The organism is Methylobacterium ajmalii (assembly GCF_036448855.1).
GTDB lineage: Bacteria > Pseudomonadota > Alphaproteobacteria > Rhizobiales > Beijerinckiaceae > Methylobacterium > Methylobacterium ajmalii.
Genome location: NZ_JAZFXT010000053.1, coordinates 93,999 through 109,540 on the forward strand (window position 1 = coordinate 93,999; position 15,542 = coordinate 109,540).

A 15,542-nucleotide genomic window follows, 5' to 3' on the forward strand; every position below is an offset into this window, starting at 1 on the left:
GTATCCGACGAAGACGACGAAACGGCAACGCTTATGGCAAAGCTCGAGCGGTGGAACGGTTCCGCCGTCTCTATTCCGCCGCCTTGGGTCCACCGCCGCGGCGGCCGAAATCCGGCTCGGCGGTCTCCTGGCCCATGGCGACGATGCCGCGGCGGATGGCGCGGGTGCGGGTGAACAGGGCGTGCAGCGCCTCGCCGTCGTCCCAGCGGATGGCGCGGGCGAGCGCCGACAGGTCCTCGTTGAAGCGGCCCAGCATCTCCAGCACCGCCTCCTTGTTGGTGAGGAAGATGTCGCGCCACATCGTCGGGTCGGAGGCGGCGATGCGGGTGAAGTCGCGAAAGCCGCCGGCCGAGAACTTGATCACCTCGGACTGGGTCACGGTCTCGAGGTCGGCGGCGGTACCGACGATGTTGTAGGCGATCAGATGCGGGACGTGGCTGGTGATCGCCAGCACCAGGTCGTGGTGGGCCGGCGTCATCGTCTCGACGACCGAACCCAGCCCCTCCCAGAAGCCGCGCACCCGCGCCACCGCCGCCGGGTCCGTGCCCTCCGGCGGGGTGAGGATGCACCAGCGGCCGTGGAACAGGGCGGCGAAGCCCGCATCCGGCCCCGAATGCTCGGTGCCGGCGACCGGGTGGGCGGGCACGAAGCTCACGCCCTCGGGCAGATGCGGGGTGGCGGCCGCCACCACCGCGGCCTTGACCGAGCCGACATCGGACAGGATCGCGCCGGGTGCGAGCGCCCCGGCGATCTCGGCGGCCACCGCCCCGATGGCGCCGACCGGCACGCACAGGATCACGAGGTCGGCCCCCGCCACCCCGGCGGCGAGGTCGGTCGTCACGGTGTCGGCGAGGCCGAGCGCCCGCACGCGGTCGATCACGCCCTCGTCGCGGTCGACCGCGACGATCTCGCGCGCGAGCCCGCCCGCCCGGGCGCCCCGGGCCAGCGAGGAGCCGATCAGCCCGAGGCCGACGAGCGCCAGGCGCCGGAACGGCTCAGCCACGCGGCTCGCCCTTCATGAAGGCGGTGAGGGCCGCCACCAGGGCCTCGTTGGATTCGGCGGCGCCGATCGTCAGGCGCAGCGCGTTCGGCAGGCCGTAGGCCGCCACCCGGCGCAGGATCATCCCGCGGGCGGTGAGGTAGGCATCGGCGTCGGCCGCGGTGCGGCCGGCCACCTCGGGGAAGTGGATCAGCACGAAGTTGCCGACGCTCGGCGTCACGGTCAGGCCGAGGCCTTCCAGCGCCTGCGTCACCTTCGGCAGCCAGGCGTCGTTGTGGGCGACCGCGGCGGCGATGTGGGCGTCGTCGGCCATCGCGGCGGCGCCGGCGGTGATCGCCGCGGCGCCGAGGTTGAACGGGCCGCGGATGCGGTTGACCGCGTCGACGATGGCGGCGGGCGCCACCATCCAGCCGATGCGGAGCGCGGCGAGCCCGTACGCCTTCGAGAAGGTGCGGGTCATCACGACGTTCTCGGATTCGGAGACCAGCTCCAGGCCGGCCGCGTAGTCGTTGCGCCGGACGTACTCGGCATAGGCCGCGTCGAGTACCAGCAGCACCGACTTCGGCAGGCCGGCATGGAGGCGGCGCACCTCGTCGAACGGCAGGTAGGTGCCGGTCGGGTTGTTGGGGTTGGCGAGGTAGACGATGCGGGTCTTGTCGGTCACCGCCGCCAGGATCGCGTCGACGTCGGCCGTATGGTCGCGCTCGGGCACCACCACCGGCGTGCCGCCCGCCGCCAGGATGGCGATGCGGTACACCAGGAAGCCGTACTGCGAATAAACGCCCTCGTCGCCCGGGCCCATATAGGCGTAGGTCAGGAGAGACAGCAGCTCGTCCGAGCCGGCGCCGCAGACGATGCGCTCCGGATCGAGGCCGTATTTCTGGGCGATGGCCTGGCGCAGCTTGGTCGCCGAGCCGTCGGGATAGAGCTCCAGGTGCCCGGCCGTCTCCTGCATCGCCGCGATCGCCGCCGGGCTCGGGCCCATCGGGTTCTCGTTCGAGGACAGCTTGTGGAGCTTCACGCCGGCCGGCGCCGCGCTCTTGCCCGGGACATAGGCCTCGATCGCGAGGACACCGGGGCGCGGGACGGGGCGAAGGGCGGCGGACATGGGCGGACCTGGGTTCGGGGGAGGATGGGGAACCTGAAGCCGTCTAGAACAAGTCGGCGGTTTGGGAAACGGCGCCGGAGCGGGGAAGGGCTGCATGCGCGCACGCTTCCGCGGACGGGGCTGTGCGCTCCCGCCCGTTTCGCCGGCCGGCCGCCGGGCGCCCGGTAGCGCGGGCGGCCGGGGAGCGATAAACCGGGCCTCAGCGATGCCGCCCGCCCCGGCGCGGCCGAGACCCGCCGGATCATGCGCCGCCCGCCCCCCCGCTCCCTCCGCTATCCGACATGCGCCGCCTGATCCTCGAGGAGCCCGTCACCCGGGCGGCGCCGTGGTCGCTGCGCCTCGCCTGGTTCTCCCTCGCGGTGGTCGCCATCGCCCTCGTGCTGGTGCGCGACCCGCGGGCCGAGACCGACGCGGCGATGACGGTGCTGGTCTCCGGGGTCGGGCTCGCGGCGCTCGCGGTCCTGCTCGCGCTGGCGGCCTTCGTGCGGATCTGGCGCGAGGGCGCGCAGGGCCTGCGCACCGCGGTGGGCGGGCTGCTGCTCGCCGCCCTGGTCCTGGCCTATCCGGCCTACATGACCGCGCGCGGCGTGATGCTGCCCCCGCTCACCGACGTCTCGACCGACATCGAGAATCCTCCGGCCTTCTCGCGCTCGCGCGCCGCCTGGGAGGCCCGGAACTGGCGCCTGCCGCGGGATTCGAGCCCCGCCGCCCGTGCGCTCCAGCGCGAGGCCTACCCGCAGATCGCCCCCCTGACCCTCGATCTCGGCCCCGACGAGGCCTTCGCGCTCGCCCTGAAGGCGGCGCAGAACCGCAAGTGGCAGGTGGTGGAATCCTACCGGCCCGGCGGCCGGGTGGGGAACGGCCGCATCGAGGCGGTGGTGCGCTCGCGCCTGCTCGGCCTGCCCTACGACGTGACGGTGCGGCTGCATCCGCGGGCCGACGGCACCCGCATCGACGCGCGCTCCTCGACCCGCTTCGGCGACCGCGACTACGGCCAGAACGCCGACCACATCCGCGCCTATCTCGACGAGATCGGCAACCTCGCCCTCGCGGTGAAGTGAGGCGCCGGGCCCGCCTGTCCGGCCGCGCTCTCGATGCCCGCCATCCCGCCCTCGGGGTAGCGCGCCCCGGCCGCGGCACCGGGCGCGAACAGGGCGTCGAGCGCCGCGATGTCGGCCGGGGTCAGCGTCAGGTCGGCCGCGCCGGCGTTCTCGGCCAGGCGCTCGGGCCGGCGCGTGCCGGGGATCGGGATGACGTGCGGGGCCCGGGCCATCAGCCAGGCGAGCGCGACCTAGCCGGCCGTGGCGCCGTGCGCGCCGGCGAAGGCGCACAGCGCCTCGGCGAGGCGGCGGTTGCGGTCGAGCGCCTCGCCCTGGAAGCGCGGGTTGCTGCGGCGGAACTCGTCCGGCGCGAGCGCCGCGACGTCGACTTGGCCCGTCAGGAAGCCGCGGCCGAGCGGCGAATAGGCGACGAGCGCGACACCGAGCTCCCGGCAGGTCTCGATCAGGCCGCATTCCGGCTCCCGGCTCCACAGCGAGTATTCGGTCTGCACCGCGGCGATCGGGTGGACCGCGTGGGCGGCCCGCAGGGTCTCGGGCGAGACCTCCGACAGGCCGAGCGCCCGCACCTTTCCGGCCTCGACGAGGCGCGCCATGGCGCCGATCATCTCGGCCACCGGCACCGCCGGGTCGCGGCGGCGGCAGTAGTAGAGGTCGATGGTCTCGACGCCGAGGCGGCGCAGGGATCCCTCGCAGGCCGCCGTGAGGTAGGCCGGGCTGTTGTCGATCCGTCGCGCGCCCGAGCCCGGCTCGCGCACGATGCCGAACTTCGTCGCGACGACCACCCGGTCGCGGCGGCCCCGCAGCACGCCGCCGATCAGGGTCTCGTTGCGGCCGTGGCCGTACATGTCGGCGGTGTCGAGGAAATCGTAGCCGAGGTCGAGGGCGGCCGCGAGGGCGGCCGGCGCCGCCGCCGCGTCGGTCGGACCGTAGAATTCCGAGAAGCCCATGCACCCGAGGCCGGGAGCGGAGACGGTGAGGCCGGAGCGGCCGAGGGAGCGTCGCAGCATGAATGGATCCTCCTGTCGGACCGCCCCGATCTGGCGTTCCGGCACCCGGCGAATAAGCTGTGCCGCTCCGCATGAACCGATGAGCCAGGCTCACCAATGGTCCGCGCCGACCTCTCCGATCTCGCGGCCTTCGCGGCGGTGGCCCATCACCGCAGCTTCCGGCGTGCGGCGGCCGCGCTCGGCCCTGAGCCACGCCCTGCGGGGCCTGGAAGAGCGGATGGGCGTGCGCCTCCTCAACCGGACCACCCGCAGCCTCGCGCCGACCGAGGCCGGCGCCGCCCTGCTCGAACGTCTCGGTCCCGCCCTCACGAGATCGCGCAGGCGGTGGCGGCGGCCTCCGCGTCGGCCGGGCGGCCCACCGGGACGCTGCGGCTCAACGCGCCGCACAGCGCCTGCCGGCTGGTGCTGCGGCCGCTGCTCGCCCGCTTTCTCGCGGCGCATCCGGAGGTCCGGGTCGAGGTGGCGAGCGACGACGCGCTCAGCGACATCGTCGGGGAGGGGCTCGATGCCGGGGTGCGGTTCGGCGAGTGCCTGGCCCTCGACATGGTGGCGGTGCCGCTCGGCGGGCCGCAGCGCTTCGCCGTCGTCGCGGCGCCGGCCTACCTGGCGGCACGCGCCACGTTGCGGGAGCCGGAGGACCTCGCCGGCCATGCCTGCCTGCGCCAGCGTTTTCCCGGCGGCGGCCTGTTCGCGTGGGAGCTGGAGCGCGACGGCGTCGTGCCGGTGATCGACCTCGACGGACCGCTGATCCTCGGGAGCCAAGACCCCATCCGGCTCGCTGCCCTCGACGGGATCGGCATCGGGTTCGTCTTCGAGGCCGAGGTCGCCGCCGACCTCGCAGCCGGCCGCCTGGTGCGGCTCCTGGAAGCGTGGTGTCCGCCCTTCCCGGGCTTCCACCTCTACTATCCGGGGCGCCGGCAGGTGCCGGCGCCGCTCAGGGCCTTCCTCGACCTGGTGCGGCGGGCGGAGCCGTGACGGACGCGCCCGCGCGCAGGATTTTTAGTCGGCGTCCTTCTCGGCGTTCTCCGCGCCCTCGCCCTCGGCGGAGGCCTCCGAGGTGTCGTCCGTCTCGGGCGGCTCCTGCGCGTCGGCCGTGTCCTGGGGGAACGACTTGCCGAAGCCGGGCTTGGCGGGGCGGTTCTTGCGGGCATTGGCCGGCGAGGCGGTGTGGGCCGGCATCGCCGAGAGCCGCGCGATCCGCGCCTTGAACTCCTCGGTCGAGGGGCTCTGGGCGGAGCCGGTGATGAACATCTTGGCCACGGTGGGTCCTCCGGTGGCGGAAATGCGGACCCGCCCGGGGGCGCTCTGCCCGCGATCGGTGCCGCTGGACAGATTTCGCGATCACGTCGGAAGGATGTTTCGGAGCAGGCGCCCCGTCGTCGGGGCGATGAGATCCAAGAAAACCCGGACACGTATCGTCAGGTTGATCATGACAGATGTCATGATCATTGACAAGGTGAAACTCTTTGTCTCGCGAACGGCGGGTCGGGCCGCGCGGCTCGCCCTCCTCGCCCGGCGAGCGTGCGCGGACGCGCGGCCTCAGCGGCGGCGCGGATCGGCCGGCCGGAAGGCGCGCTCCACGGCGGCGGTGGCGCTGGCATAGGCCCGCTCCTCGCTGTCGTGCGGGCGGTCGGACCGCTCCAGCAGCTTGCCGTGCTTGCGGATCGCCCAGCCGAACTTTCCTTTCGGGCTGGTCAGCGGGGCCACCTCGATGGTGAAGGGATAGAATTCGTTCTCGCTCATCTCGCGGTTTATGGCACGGAACCGCGGCCGAGGACACACCTTCGCGCGCCCGAAAGCGGGACAGAATGCGGGAGGAACCCGCCGCTCGACGGGGCGGGGTGCGCCGTGCGATAGCCGGCCCGGTCCCGCTGCTCCGCCCGCACTGCGTTGGCGGCCGTGCGCCGACGATCCGGCGCGGCTGCCCGCGCGGTTCTTCTCCACGTTTCCCCGCCTTTACCGCCGCCCGATCGCCGCCCGGCGCGGTCCCGATGGAGTCCGACCTTGATCCCCTGGGTTCACCTCGACACCAGCCCGATCCCCGGCGAGACCGCGTCGCTGCGCCTGATGCGGCGCGGCGACGAGTTCGCGATCGTGGTCGATTCGATCGAGCTGATGAACAGCCGCCGCAGCGGCTCGGAGCGGGCGCTCGCCTCCCTGGCCTGCGGGCGCCTGCGCGAGTGCCGGCGTCCCCGGGTGCTGATCGGGGGGCTCGGCATGGGCTTCACCCTGCGGGCGGCGCTGGACGAACTGGCTCCGGACGCGGAGGTCGTCGTCGCCGAGCTGGTCCCCGCCGTCGTCGCCTGGGCGCGGGGCCCGCTTGCGCATCTCTTCGCCGGCAGCCTCGACGATCCCCGCGTCACCCTGCGGGAGACCGACGTCCACCACGTGATCGATCGCGGACCGGGCGCCTACGACGCCATCCTGCTCGACGTGGACAACGGTCCCGAGGGGCTGGTGCAGCAGACCAACGACCGCCTCTACGACGTCGCCGGCCTCGGGCGGGCGCACCGGGCCCTCAAGCCGGGTGGCCTCCTCGGAGTCTGGTCGGAGCGCCCCGACCGCAAGTTCAAGTCCCGGCTCCAGCGCGGTGGCTTCACGGTCGAGGAGCACAAGGTCCGCTCGGCCGGCAGCGGCGGCCGGCACGTAGTCTGGATCGGCGAGAGGGCAGCCGCGTAGCGATAGGGGACGAGACCCGGCGCGGCCAAGCGCGCCGGGACCTCCAATTCCGGCGGACGGGGCCGGGCTGCGAGCGACCGGCTTCGTCCCGACAGCCGTCAGGCGGCGATCCAGGCGAAGCGCTCGGCCTCGTCCCAGGCACAAGCCTCGCCGAGACCATGGGCGAACACCCCCGAGAGCCGCGCCCGCTCGGCCTCGACCACCGGCCCATCGACCGCGACCGGACGGCAGCGGGCGGAGAGCCCCGGCACGACGAAATCAGGATTGTGCAGGGCGTGGTCGGAGCCTTCCGTGAAGAACGGCCGGTCGCCCCAGTCGAGGTAGCTCTCGGCCGCCAGGCCCTCGGCCAGCAGGATGTCGTGGGCGTCGAGCTCGACGTGCCAGTAGGTGACGGAAGCGGCCGGCTCGCGCGCGATGGTGGTGCCGTTGATCAGGCACATCACCGGGACGAGGTGACCGCCCGCGCCGTTCGCGTCGGCACCGACCAGCACCGGGTGGCCGGGCGAGAGCGAGAGGTCGCGGGTGGGCAGCCCGCCGCCGAAGGCGCCGGCGCGGATGCGGACGGGCTGCTGGTCGTGGGGCAGGCTCCCGCCCGCGCCGTCGAGGGTGCGGTGCCCGATCCAGATCACCGGTCGCAGGGCGCCGGAGGCGGTCACTGCCCGATCGCCGACCCGCAGGTCCTCGACCGCGACCTCGCCGCGATCCGTGCGGATCAGCGTGCCGGTGGTGAAGCAGACCGGCGCGTAGTCGGTCGGGGTGTTGTTGCCGTCGAAGGTGACGCGCTGGCGCGGCGCGAGCGTGGTGTTCGACAGGACGTAGCGGGTGGTCGGGTTGGCCGGATCGTTCGTGAACTGGATCATGTTCGACGAGTCGTACTGCGTCGCGTACAGCGTCTTCGTCGTGGAGGCCGTCTCGGCCGGGAAGATGCCCGTGGCCTGGACCGTGTCGCCGACCTTGTTGACCGTGCCGGTCACCGTGATGCTCGACGTCGAGACGTCGTCGATGCCGAAGCCCGCCGACGGGGCGCCGTCGTCCGAGCCGACGAAACCGGCGCCGTACACTGTATTGTTGAAGGTCGGCATGGCAGTGCGCTCCCCGTTTTATTGGTATGGTCGAAATCGATCTCAGGCATCGCGAAGGGGCGCGCATCCGCGGGGCGGTGCGTCGTCCCTCTCTCTCTGCATCGTGGCAGCCGTAGCGGCGACGGGAGCAGGATATGCACGCCGCATGGCGTCGCGACAGCCGGTCGTGAGAACAATCCCGGCGTATTTGCGGGCGATGTTGCTTTGCGATGACAGGATTTTGGCATCCTGTCGGCCAGGTACCATCGCTTTCTCGGGGTTAGGAAAGGATTTTGCCTGATTATCCCAACAGGGATTGCCTATTTTTCCCGTCTCTTCGTCTTTCGATGCACGATCAGGCGTATCGCGGCAGCGTCGGGAGAGCGTCGGCAGGATCTGGTGGGGGCGCTTGCCCGATGGCGAGCATCGGCTTCTTCATCGCCCATCGGACGGGCCGCCATCGCTCGACAGGGGATCGCGGAGCGACGCCGGAACCGGCGTCGCTCCCGCATCCGGGGCATCTCTCGCCGCTCCGGCCTCCGCCCCGCCGCGGCAGGTCTGCCACCCGGGGAGGGGGAAAACCGCGCTCCATCCCGGACACGCCCGCCGGCCTACCGCGCCGCGCCGACCTCCAGCGTCCCGAAGGCCGTGCGGCCGTAGCGCTCGGGCCGGTACATGTCCTCGATCGTCGCCGCCGGGTGGACGTAGCGGCCCGGCGTCACCGCCCGCACCGTGTAGGCGACGCTGAAGAACGCGGACTGGCTCGGGTCGCGGTCGTAGGCCGCGACGAAGCGGTCGTCGCGGAACTCGGTGTGGGTGGGCTTCACGTCGGATTTCGCCCAGGCGAGGCCGGCGGTGGCGTCGGCGTCGAGGAGCTTCGGGTTGTCGATCTCGAGGCCCGCCGGCAGGCGGTCGACGAGGAGGAGGCGCCCGGCGCTGGCCTTGGCCTCGGTCACCTTCAGCACCACCACCAGCCGGTCGTTCTGGCGCAGCTGGGCGAGGTCGGCCGGGCTGCCGTCGAGGCGGTGGTAGCTGCGCTCGACCGTGTAGCCCTTGGCGGCAGCGGGCTCCGGCACCGCCGGGTTGCCGGAAATGCCGAGGCTGATCGGAACCGGGGTGCTGCCGCGGTTCGTCACCGTCACGGGCCTGGCGTCCAGCGCCGCCCCCGGGAAGGTGCGGTAGAGCGCGCCCGCCACCGGCGCGCCGTCGAGGGCGAGGGCGGGTGTCTCCTTCGCGTCCGTCGCCGTGTCCTTGGCGAGCTCGGCGGCTGCCAGCACCATCCAGGCCTGTTCCTGGGTGCTGGTCGCCCGGCCGGAGGTCCGCTCCTCGCCGACCACGGTGCCGAGTGGCCCGATCGCGTCGCGGGCGATGCCGGTCTCGGCGGCGAGCGCGATCAGCCCGGCCCCGTCGCGCAGGCGCGAGCCGTAATCGGCCCGGTAGGTGCCGGCATCGCGCTCGGCCTTGAGCGCCGCCACAGCGGCCTCGAAGGCGGTGCGGGCCCGGGTCCGGTCGCCGAGCAGCGCCAGCGCCGCGGCGATCTGGCCGCGGGCGAGCGGGGTCGAGAAGGCGGCGAGCTTGGTGTCGGCGAGGTAGCGCAGGTCCCCCATCACCGGGCGGCCGTTGCGGGCGAGCACGTAGGCTGCGTAGGCGAGGTCGAGGCCGCCCTCGGTGACGTCGTTGGCGTTCGCCACCGTGTTGCGCAGCCGGTCGAGGGCGAGGGTCAGCGCCAATGGTGGGACCGCAAACCCCTTCTCCCGCGCCCGGGTCAGGAAGTCGGTGGCGTAGGCGGTGAGCCAGAGGTCCTCGGCATTCCCCGCCGACCACAGCCCGAAGGCGCCGCTCGCATCCTGGCGCGACAGCACCCGGTCGATCGCGCTCCGCACCCGCTCGTCGGCGGTGCCGTCGAGGCCGAGTTGCGAGAGCGCCGCCAGGCGGTTGACCGAGAGGAGCGGCAGGGCCCGGCTCACCACCTGCTCGGTGCAGCCGTATGGGTAGCGGTCGAGGGCCTGGAGCAGGGCCGGCACGTCGATGCCCGACAGGGGCGAGGCGGCGAGCGTCACCGCGCCGGTACCGGGGATCACCTCGGCGAGGAGGTCGCCCGAGAGGGTCAGGCTGGCGCCGGGCTCCAGGGTGCGGACCTCCCGGCGCAGCAGCGTCCCGGTGCCGGGCTGGATCGCGAGCGCGAAGCTCTGGCCGGCGGGCTCGGTCAGCCCAGGGCCGGTCAGCCGCAGGTCGACCCGGGCGAGGCCCGGCCCGGCGGCGGTCAGTGGGATCTCGACGCTGGTGCGCCCGCCCGCGGCGAGGGGCAGGGAACGGGCGAGGGCGCCGGCCGGCGCGATCGCCGGACCGGCGAGGTCGACGTCGACCGCGTAGTCGCCGGCCGCCCCCTCGACGTTGTCGAGGGCGACGTGGAGGCGCGAGCGGTCGCCAACGGCGAGGAAGCGCGGCAGGGTGCCGCTCGCCACCACGGGGTCGCGGATCACCACGTCGGCGGAGGCCGCGCCGACGCGCGCGGCGCTCCAGGCCGTCGCCATCACCCGGGCGGTGCCGTTGAAGGCCGGCAGGGGGAAGCTCACCTCGGCCCGCCCGTCCGGGCCGACCGTGACGACGCCCGAGTAGCGGGCGAGCGGCGCCTGGGCGGGCGGCGCGCCGTCGAGCTCGGCGCCGCCGGCATCGCCGCCGGAGCGGATCGCGCCGAGCGTGCCCTGCATCCCGTCGATCAGGTAGCCGTAGAGGTCGCGGATCTCGGCCGAGAGCGCCTTCTGGCCGAAGAAGAACCCGAACGGGTCGGGGGTCGCGTAGCGGGTGAGGTTGAGGATGCCGACATCGACCGCCGCCACGACCACCCGGGCCTCCTCGCCGGCTTTCAGTCCGGTGAGCCGGATCGGCAGGCGCAGCTCGCCCCGGGGCCGCATCTTCTCGGGCGCTTCGAGGGCCACCCCGAGGGTACGGGCGTCCCGGTCGATCCCGAACCAGGCCAGCCCCATCGCCCGGCCGGGCAGGCGCTTGGCCGCCTGGTCGAGGGGCCGGTAGGCGGTGGCGACGAGGTAGGCGCCCGCGCCCCATTCGGGCTTCACCGGAATCTCGACGGTGGCGCCGGTGGCCGGCAGGTCGAGGGTGCGGATCTCCTGCACCTTGTCGCTCACCACCGCGACGGTGGCGGTGCCGGCAAAGCGCGGCCGCAGCTGCGCCTTCAGGGTGGTGCCGGAGGCGTAGGACTCGCTGTCGAGGGTGAGGTCGAGGAGGTCGGGCGCGTCGGCGCTCTCGCCCCCGCTCCAGCCGACGCCGAACGACAGGCTTGCAGCCTCGAATCCGGGCGCCCGCACCTCCAGCCGGTAGGTGCCGAGATCGACCGGCATCGCGAGCTTTGCCGGCGCGCCGCTCTCCAGGGCCGCGCGGCCGCTGGCGACCTTGGTGGTGGTCTTCACCGGCTCGTAGGCCCAGCGCCCGTCGGCCCGGTACCATTGGTAGCGCCGCTCGACCCGCAGCAGGGTCCAGGTCGCCTCGGCCTGGAGCCGGGTCCCGTCGGGCCGGGCGGCGGCGACCTCGAAGGTCGCGCTCGCGCCCTCCCGCAAGGCGCCGAAGGTCTTCCTGATGCCGAGCACCGGGCCCGCCGGCAGGATCGGCAGGGTCACGCTGCGCTGCACCGCCCGGCCGCCGGGCTCGCCGACCTGGAGCGATACCTTGGCCTCGAACGGCCGCGGCCCGCCGATTGCCGGCACCGGCGCCCGCACGGTGGCGCGCCCCTGCGGGTCGGTGGCGACGGGCGCGTCGAGCTCCGCCGTCACCGGCTCGATGCGCTCGTCGTCGAGGCCGGTCGAGAAATCCTCGAAGCCCTTGATGCCGGTGCGGGCGGCCGGCTGTACCGCGACCGCGCCGGTGACGGAGAGGCCGGCCCCGGGCGCGCCGTAGAGGTAGCGCGCGCTCACCGCCACCGTCGCGGGCTCGCCCGGGCGCAGCGCCGCCTCGCCGGGGGTGAGCGTCACGTCGAGGCGCTCGGGCACGTAATCCTCGACCAGGAAGCTCGCCTCGCCGACCGGCGCCGCCTTCGGATCGGTATAGGCCGCGACCCGCCAGGTGCCGGCCTGCGCCCCGGGGAGCAGCGGCAACGAGACCGCACGGCCGCCCAGGCCGCCGTCCGCCGCCTGGACCCGGCGGTACTCGACCCCGTCCGGGCGCTTGGCCACCAGGGTGAGCGGCAGGGCCGGGATCGCCGCGCCCTTGGCGTCGCGCAAGAGCGCGGTGAGCTGCACCGTCTCGCCGGAGCGGTAGACCCCGCGCTCGGGGTAGAGATAGGCCTCGGCCGCGCCCGGCGCCGGCTGGCCCTTCACGCCGCGATCGGCGAGGTCGAAGGCGCTCAGCGACAGGTCGAGGAAGCCGTAATCCTCGCCGAGCCGCGCCACGACGAGGCTCGGACTGGCCCCGCCCTCGCCGCGGGACAGCCCCGGATCGAAGGCGGCATGGCCTTGCGCGTCGGTCGCGCGGGTCGCCAGCACCTCGTTGTTGCGGGCGACGAGGCGGATCTCGGCCCCCTTCAGCACCCCGGCCGAGGCCAGCGAGCGGGCGAGCACATGGATCCCGTCCGGGCCCTTGAAGGCGGTGAGGCCGAGATCCGAGACCACGAACCACTGCGTCGCCTCGGTCTCGTAGCCGCCCTCCTCGTCGGCGAGCGCCGCGGTGCCGCTCGGGCGCGCCGACATCACGTAGAGGCCGGGCTCGATCCTGCCGACCGCCTGCAGGACCGGGAAGGCGGTCACCGCCTCGCGGTTCACGTCCGCGGGCGCGGTGTCGAGCGTGCCCTTCCAGACCCGCTGGCCACGCTCGCGGGCGATGGTGCGCAGGCCGCTGCCCGAGAGCTGCGATAAAAATTCGTCGGTGCGAAGCGCCGGCAGGAGGCCGCGGTCGCCGATCCGCACCACCTCGACGTCGAGCTTCGGCGCGTTGACCGAGATGAGCGGCACCCCGGCCTGGCCGGTGCGGGGCAACACGTAGTTGCGCCCGGTGAAGCGGGCCTGCGGGCTGCGGTCGCGGACGTAGAGGTCGTAATCGGCGGCCTTGCGCAGGCTCTCGCCGACGCTCGACGGCAGGCCCTGGCGCAGCACCACCCCGTAGCGCTCGCCGTGGCGCAAGCCGTCGACGCAGACTTGCTGCCCCTGCGCCGTCACGGCGGCGTCGCCGGTTCCCGACACGGCGACGAAGGGGGCGATCTCGGTCTTCGGGTCGAGGGCCTCCGAGAAGGTGAAGCAGGCCCGCGGCGCGGCGGCGTCGGAATCGACCTTGTAGTCGAGCACCCGGAAGCCGTGGGCGTCGCGCAGGGCCTCGTAGGTCTTGGCGGTCTCCGCGTCGCGGGCGAGCGCCAGGCTCGCCGCGTAGGCCTCGAGCGCCGGACGCCAGCTCTCCTGCTTGGCCTGGGCGGCCCCGAGCAGAGCGAGCGCCCTGGCCTCGTCGGCCGGCGAGGCCGCGCGCTGGTAGGCCAGGTAGGCGCCGGCCCGGGCCTCGGTCTTCAGCGTCTGGTTGGTCTCGTAATCGTCGTTCTCGGCGCCGTTGGCGGCCTCCGCGAGGGCGTACCAGTTGCGCCAGTCGGCCGGCTCGGCCACGGCGGCGCGGCGGAAGGCGACGAGCGCCCCGTCGAGGTCGTCCTTGGTGCGCGCGATCTCCGCCTCGCGGCGCCACTGCGCCGCGGTCTTGGCCCCCGCTCCGCCCTCGCCCTGCAGCCGGGCTTCGAGGCGAACCGCGTCGCTGGCGAGGGCAGGGCGGACGTAGCTCTTGGGGACCTGGCTCTTGGGCGCCGACTGGACCAGGGCGGCGCGGCGGGGGGCCGGGCCCGCCGGCTGCTGGGCCGCGGCCGGACCGAACGCCAGGACCGTGGCCGAGAGACCCGCCAGGAAGCCGGCGAAGTGCCCGACCCGGGTGATGATCGTCATGACCGGCCTGTCCCCATTTCCTCGCCCGGCCGGAGCCTAGTGCAGCGTGCGGCCGCGGTGCAATCCGACCTCGCGCCGGTTCGGATGGAATTCGCGGGCTTTCGCGGTGGCGCGAGATCTTGCGCCGACCACGCTTTGCTTTTCTCGAGCCTGCCGGCCGGTCCGCGACGCCGGCGGGACCCTGGAAGTCCGGCGCCGCCTCTGCCAAGGTCGGGCATCGATCTTCCGGAGAGCCCGATGCCGCGCCCCGCCCGCCTGCTCGCCGCCGGTCTGCTGCCGCTCCTCGTCGGCGGGATCTCCATCGCCTACGCGCAGGCGCCGCTACCGGGCGGCGCGCCCGCCGCGACTGTACCCGCCGCGGGTGCGCCCGCCGCCAAGGCCCCTGCGCCGCGTCCCGCCGGGCCGACGGCGCCCGATCCGGCCTTCGAGGCGGCCCGCGCCGCCTTCGAGGCCCGGCCCGAGGCCGAGCGGCGGGCGGTGCAGGACGCCCTGGTCTGGGCCGGCAGCTACAACAGCGTCGTCACCGGCACCTTCGGCCGGCGCACCTACGAGGCGATCGGGGCCTGGCAGTCCCGGGGCGGCGCTGCCTCTGCGACCGGCATCCTGGACGAGGCCGGCCGCGGAGCCCTGCTGGCGGCCGGGGAGGCCGCCCGCAAGGCGGCGCGCTTCACCGTCGCGGCCGATCCCGCGACCGGCCTCGTCCTCGGGATACCGGAGCAGCTGCTGTCGAAGCGCAGCCGCATCGCCGGCGGCACCCGCTGGCAGAGCCCGGACGGGCGCGTCACCCTCGACACCCGGGCCTACGCTCTCGGCGAGGCCGACCTCGACACCCTCCACGCCCAGGCCGCCGCGGCGACGCCCGAGCGCAAGGTGACCTACAGCCTCAAGCGCCCGGACTTCACCGTGGTCACCGGCGAGACGCCGACGGGCAAGTTCTACATCCGCACCGCCGCCGGGGCCGCCGGCCTGCGCGGCTTCACCCTCTCGTACGACAAGGGCTCGGCCCGGGAGATGGACCGGCTGGTGATCGCCATCGCCAACAGCTTCGTGTCGTTTCCGGGCGAGTCCGCGCCGCCCCCGCCGCGTCCGATGGCCGCCACGGCGCCGGACCCCGCCGCCAAGGCGCCGGCACTTTCGGCTGCTCCGGCCGCCGGGCCTGTCGCCGCCACCGGGATCGTCGTCGGCCCCCGCCGGGTCGTCGCGGTGCTGCCGGCTGCCTGTTCGGCGCCGCGGATCGCCGGCGAGCCGGCCCGGGTCCTGCGCCGCGACGAGGCGGCGGGCCTCGCGCTCCTCGAGGGACATGCCCCCTCCGGCGCCGCCCTCGCCCTCGCGGCCGCGCCGCCGAGGCCCGAGGAGGCCGTGGTCGTGGTCGCCGCGGGGGCGGAGGGACCGACCGTGACGACCGGCGAGATCGCGGCCGGCGGCGTGCTCGCCCCGCTCCAGCCGGGGGCGGCCGGCGCGCCGGTCCTCGACCGGGCGGGGCGCCTCCTCGGTCTCGTCGCCCGCCTGCCGGCCCAGCCGCGCCTCGTCGCGGGCATCGTGCCGCCGCTCACCCATCCGCTCGTCGGGGCGGCGGCGCTGAAGGCGCTGCTCGGCGCGGAGGCCCCGGCCTCGCCCGCGGGCGGTGGTACGCCGCTCACCGCCGGGGCGATCGCCGGCCGCGTCGCCGGGGCGGTGGTGGCTGTGCGTTGCGGGCCGTGAG

The 15,542-nt window shown here is 74.2% G+C and carries 9 protein-coding genes and 2 pseudogenes; 4 read left to right on the forward strand and 7 right to left on the reverse strand.

Annotation, left to right across the window (positions count from 1 at the left end; translation table 11 throughout):
* Positions 1–70: 70 nt before the first annotated feature.
* Together V3T34_RS22165 and hisC are read right to left on the reverse strand one after the other, a co-directional pair.
* Positions 71–1,003: a prephenate/arogenate dehydrogenase family protein gene (locus V3T34_RS22165; protein ID WP_060849955.1), complete on the reverse strand. Its 933-nt coding sequence runs from the start codon at positions 1,001–1,003 to the stop codon at positions 71–73.
* The gene (gene hisC / locus V3T34_RS22170; protein WP_305077385.1) at positions 996–2,108 is read right to left on the reverse strand and encodes a histidinol-phosphate transaminase; all 1,113 of its coding nucleotides are present in this window, start codon (positions 2,106–2,108) and stop codon (positions 996–998) included. The genes V3T34_RS22165 and hisC overlap by 8 nt, the downstream gene beginning before the upstream one ends.
* 281 nt (positions 2,109–2,389) lie before the next feature.
* Between hisC and V3T34_RS22175 the strand changes: the two genes are divergently transcribed.
* Positions 2,390–3,169, forward strand: a complete 780-nt coding sequence (locus V3T34_RS22175) for a DUF1499 domain-containing protein (protein ID WP_091887842.1) — start codon at positions 2,390–2,392, stop codon at positions 3,167–3,169.
* Between the two features lie 32 nt (positions 3,170–3,201).
* Here V3T34_RS22175 and V3T34_RS22180 read toward each other — a convergent pair.
* Positions 3,202–4,176, reverse strand: a pseudogene (locus V3T34_RS22180) (aldo/keto reductase); the annotation flags it as partial.
* A 96-nt stretch (positions 4,177–4,272) separates the two neighbouring features.
* Here V3T34_RS22180 and V3T34_RS22185 point away from each other — a divergent pair.
* A pseudogene (locus V3T34_RS22185) lies at positions 4,273–5,151 on the forward strand (LysR family transcriptional regulator).
* Between the two features lie 24 nt (positions 5,152–5,175).
* Here the strand turns inward: V3T34_RS22185 and V3T34_RS22190 are convergent.
* Complete coding sequence (locus V3T34_RS22190; protein WP_060849960.1) at positions 5,176–5,436, reverse strand: hypothetical protein; 261 nt, start codon at positions 5,434–5,436, stop codon at positions 5,176–5,178.
* Positions 5,437–5,715: 279 nt separating this feature from the next.
* Complete coding sequence (locus V3T34_RS22195) at positions 5,716–5,919, reverse strand: hypothetical protein (RefSeq protein WP_048426219.1); 204 nt, start codon at positions 5,917–5,919, stop codon at positions 5,716–5,718.
* A 261-nt stretch (positions 5,920–6,180) separates the two neighbouring features.
* Between V3T34_RS22195 and V3T34_RS22200 the strand changes: the two genes are divergently transcribed.
* Positions 6,181–6,855, forward strand: a complete 675-nt coding sequence (locus V3T34_RS22200) for a spermidine synthase (RefSeq protein WP_305077386.1) — start codon at positions 6,181–6,183, stop codon at positions 6,853–6,855.
* Positions 6,856–6,953: 98 nt separating this feature from the next.
* Here the strand turns inward: V3T34_RS22200 and V3T34_RS22205 are convergent, their stop codons facing one another.
* Together V3T34_RS22205 and V3T34_RS22210 are read right to left on the reverse strand one after the other, a co-directional pair.
* Positions 6,954–7,937, reverse strand: a complete 984-nt coding sequence (locus tag V3T34_RS22205) for a Hint domain-containing protein (protein ID WP_305077387.1) — start codon at positions 7,935–7,937, stop codon at positions 6,954–6,956.
* Between the two features lie 590 nt (positions 7,938–8,527).
* Positions 8,528–13,840: an alpha-2-macroglobulin family protein gene (locus tag V3T34_RS22210; RefSeq protein WP_305077388.1), complete on the reverse strand. Its 5,313-nt coding sequence runs from the start codon at positions 13,838–13,840 to the stop codon at positions 8,528–8,530.
* Positions 13,841–14,077: 237 nt separating this feature from the next.
* On the opposite strand from V3T34_RS22210, the gene V3T34_RS22215 reads away from it, so the two are divergent.
* Entirely contained in the window at positions 14,078–15,541 is a 1,464-nt protein-coding gene (locus tag V3T34_RS22215) for a peptidoglycan-binding domain-containing protein (protein ID WP_305077389.1), read from the forward strand.
* Position 15,542: the final 1 nt, after the last annotated feature.

What these genes read in the sequence shown, in the direction of transcription:
- hisC (WP_305077385.1), bottom strand. Translation starts at nt 2,108, where the DNA reads ATGTCCGCCGCCCTTCGCCCCGTCCCGCGCCCCGGTGTCCTCGCGATC.
- V3T34_RS22175 (WP_091887842.1), top strand. Translation starts at nt 2,390, where the DNA reads ATGCGCCGCCTGATCCTCGAGGAGCCCGTCACCCGGGCGGCGCCGTGG.
- V3T34_RS22195 (WP_048426219.1), bottom strand. Translation starts at nt 5,919, where the DNA reads ATGAGCGAGAACGAATTCTATCCCTTCACCATCGAGGTGGCCCCGCTG.
- V3T34_RS22205 (WP_305077387.1), bottom strand. Translation starts at nt 7,937, where the DNA reads ATGCCGACCTTCAACAATACAGTGTACGGCGCCGGTTTCGTCGGCTCG.
- V3T34_RS22210 (WP_305077388.1), bottom strand. Translation starts at nt 13,840, where the DNA reads ATGACGATCATCACCCGGGTCGGGCACTTCGCCGGCTTCCTGGCGGGT.
- V3T34_RS22215 (WP_305077389.1), top strand. Translation starts at nt 14,078, where the DNA reads ATGCCGCGCCCCGCCCGCCTGCTCGCCGCCGGTCTGCTGCCGCTCCTC.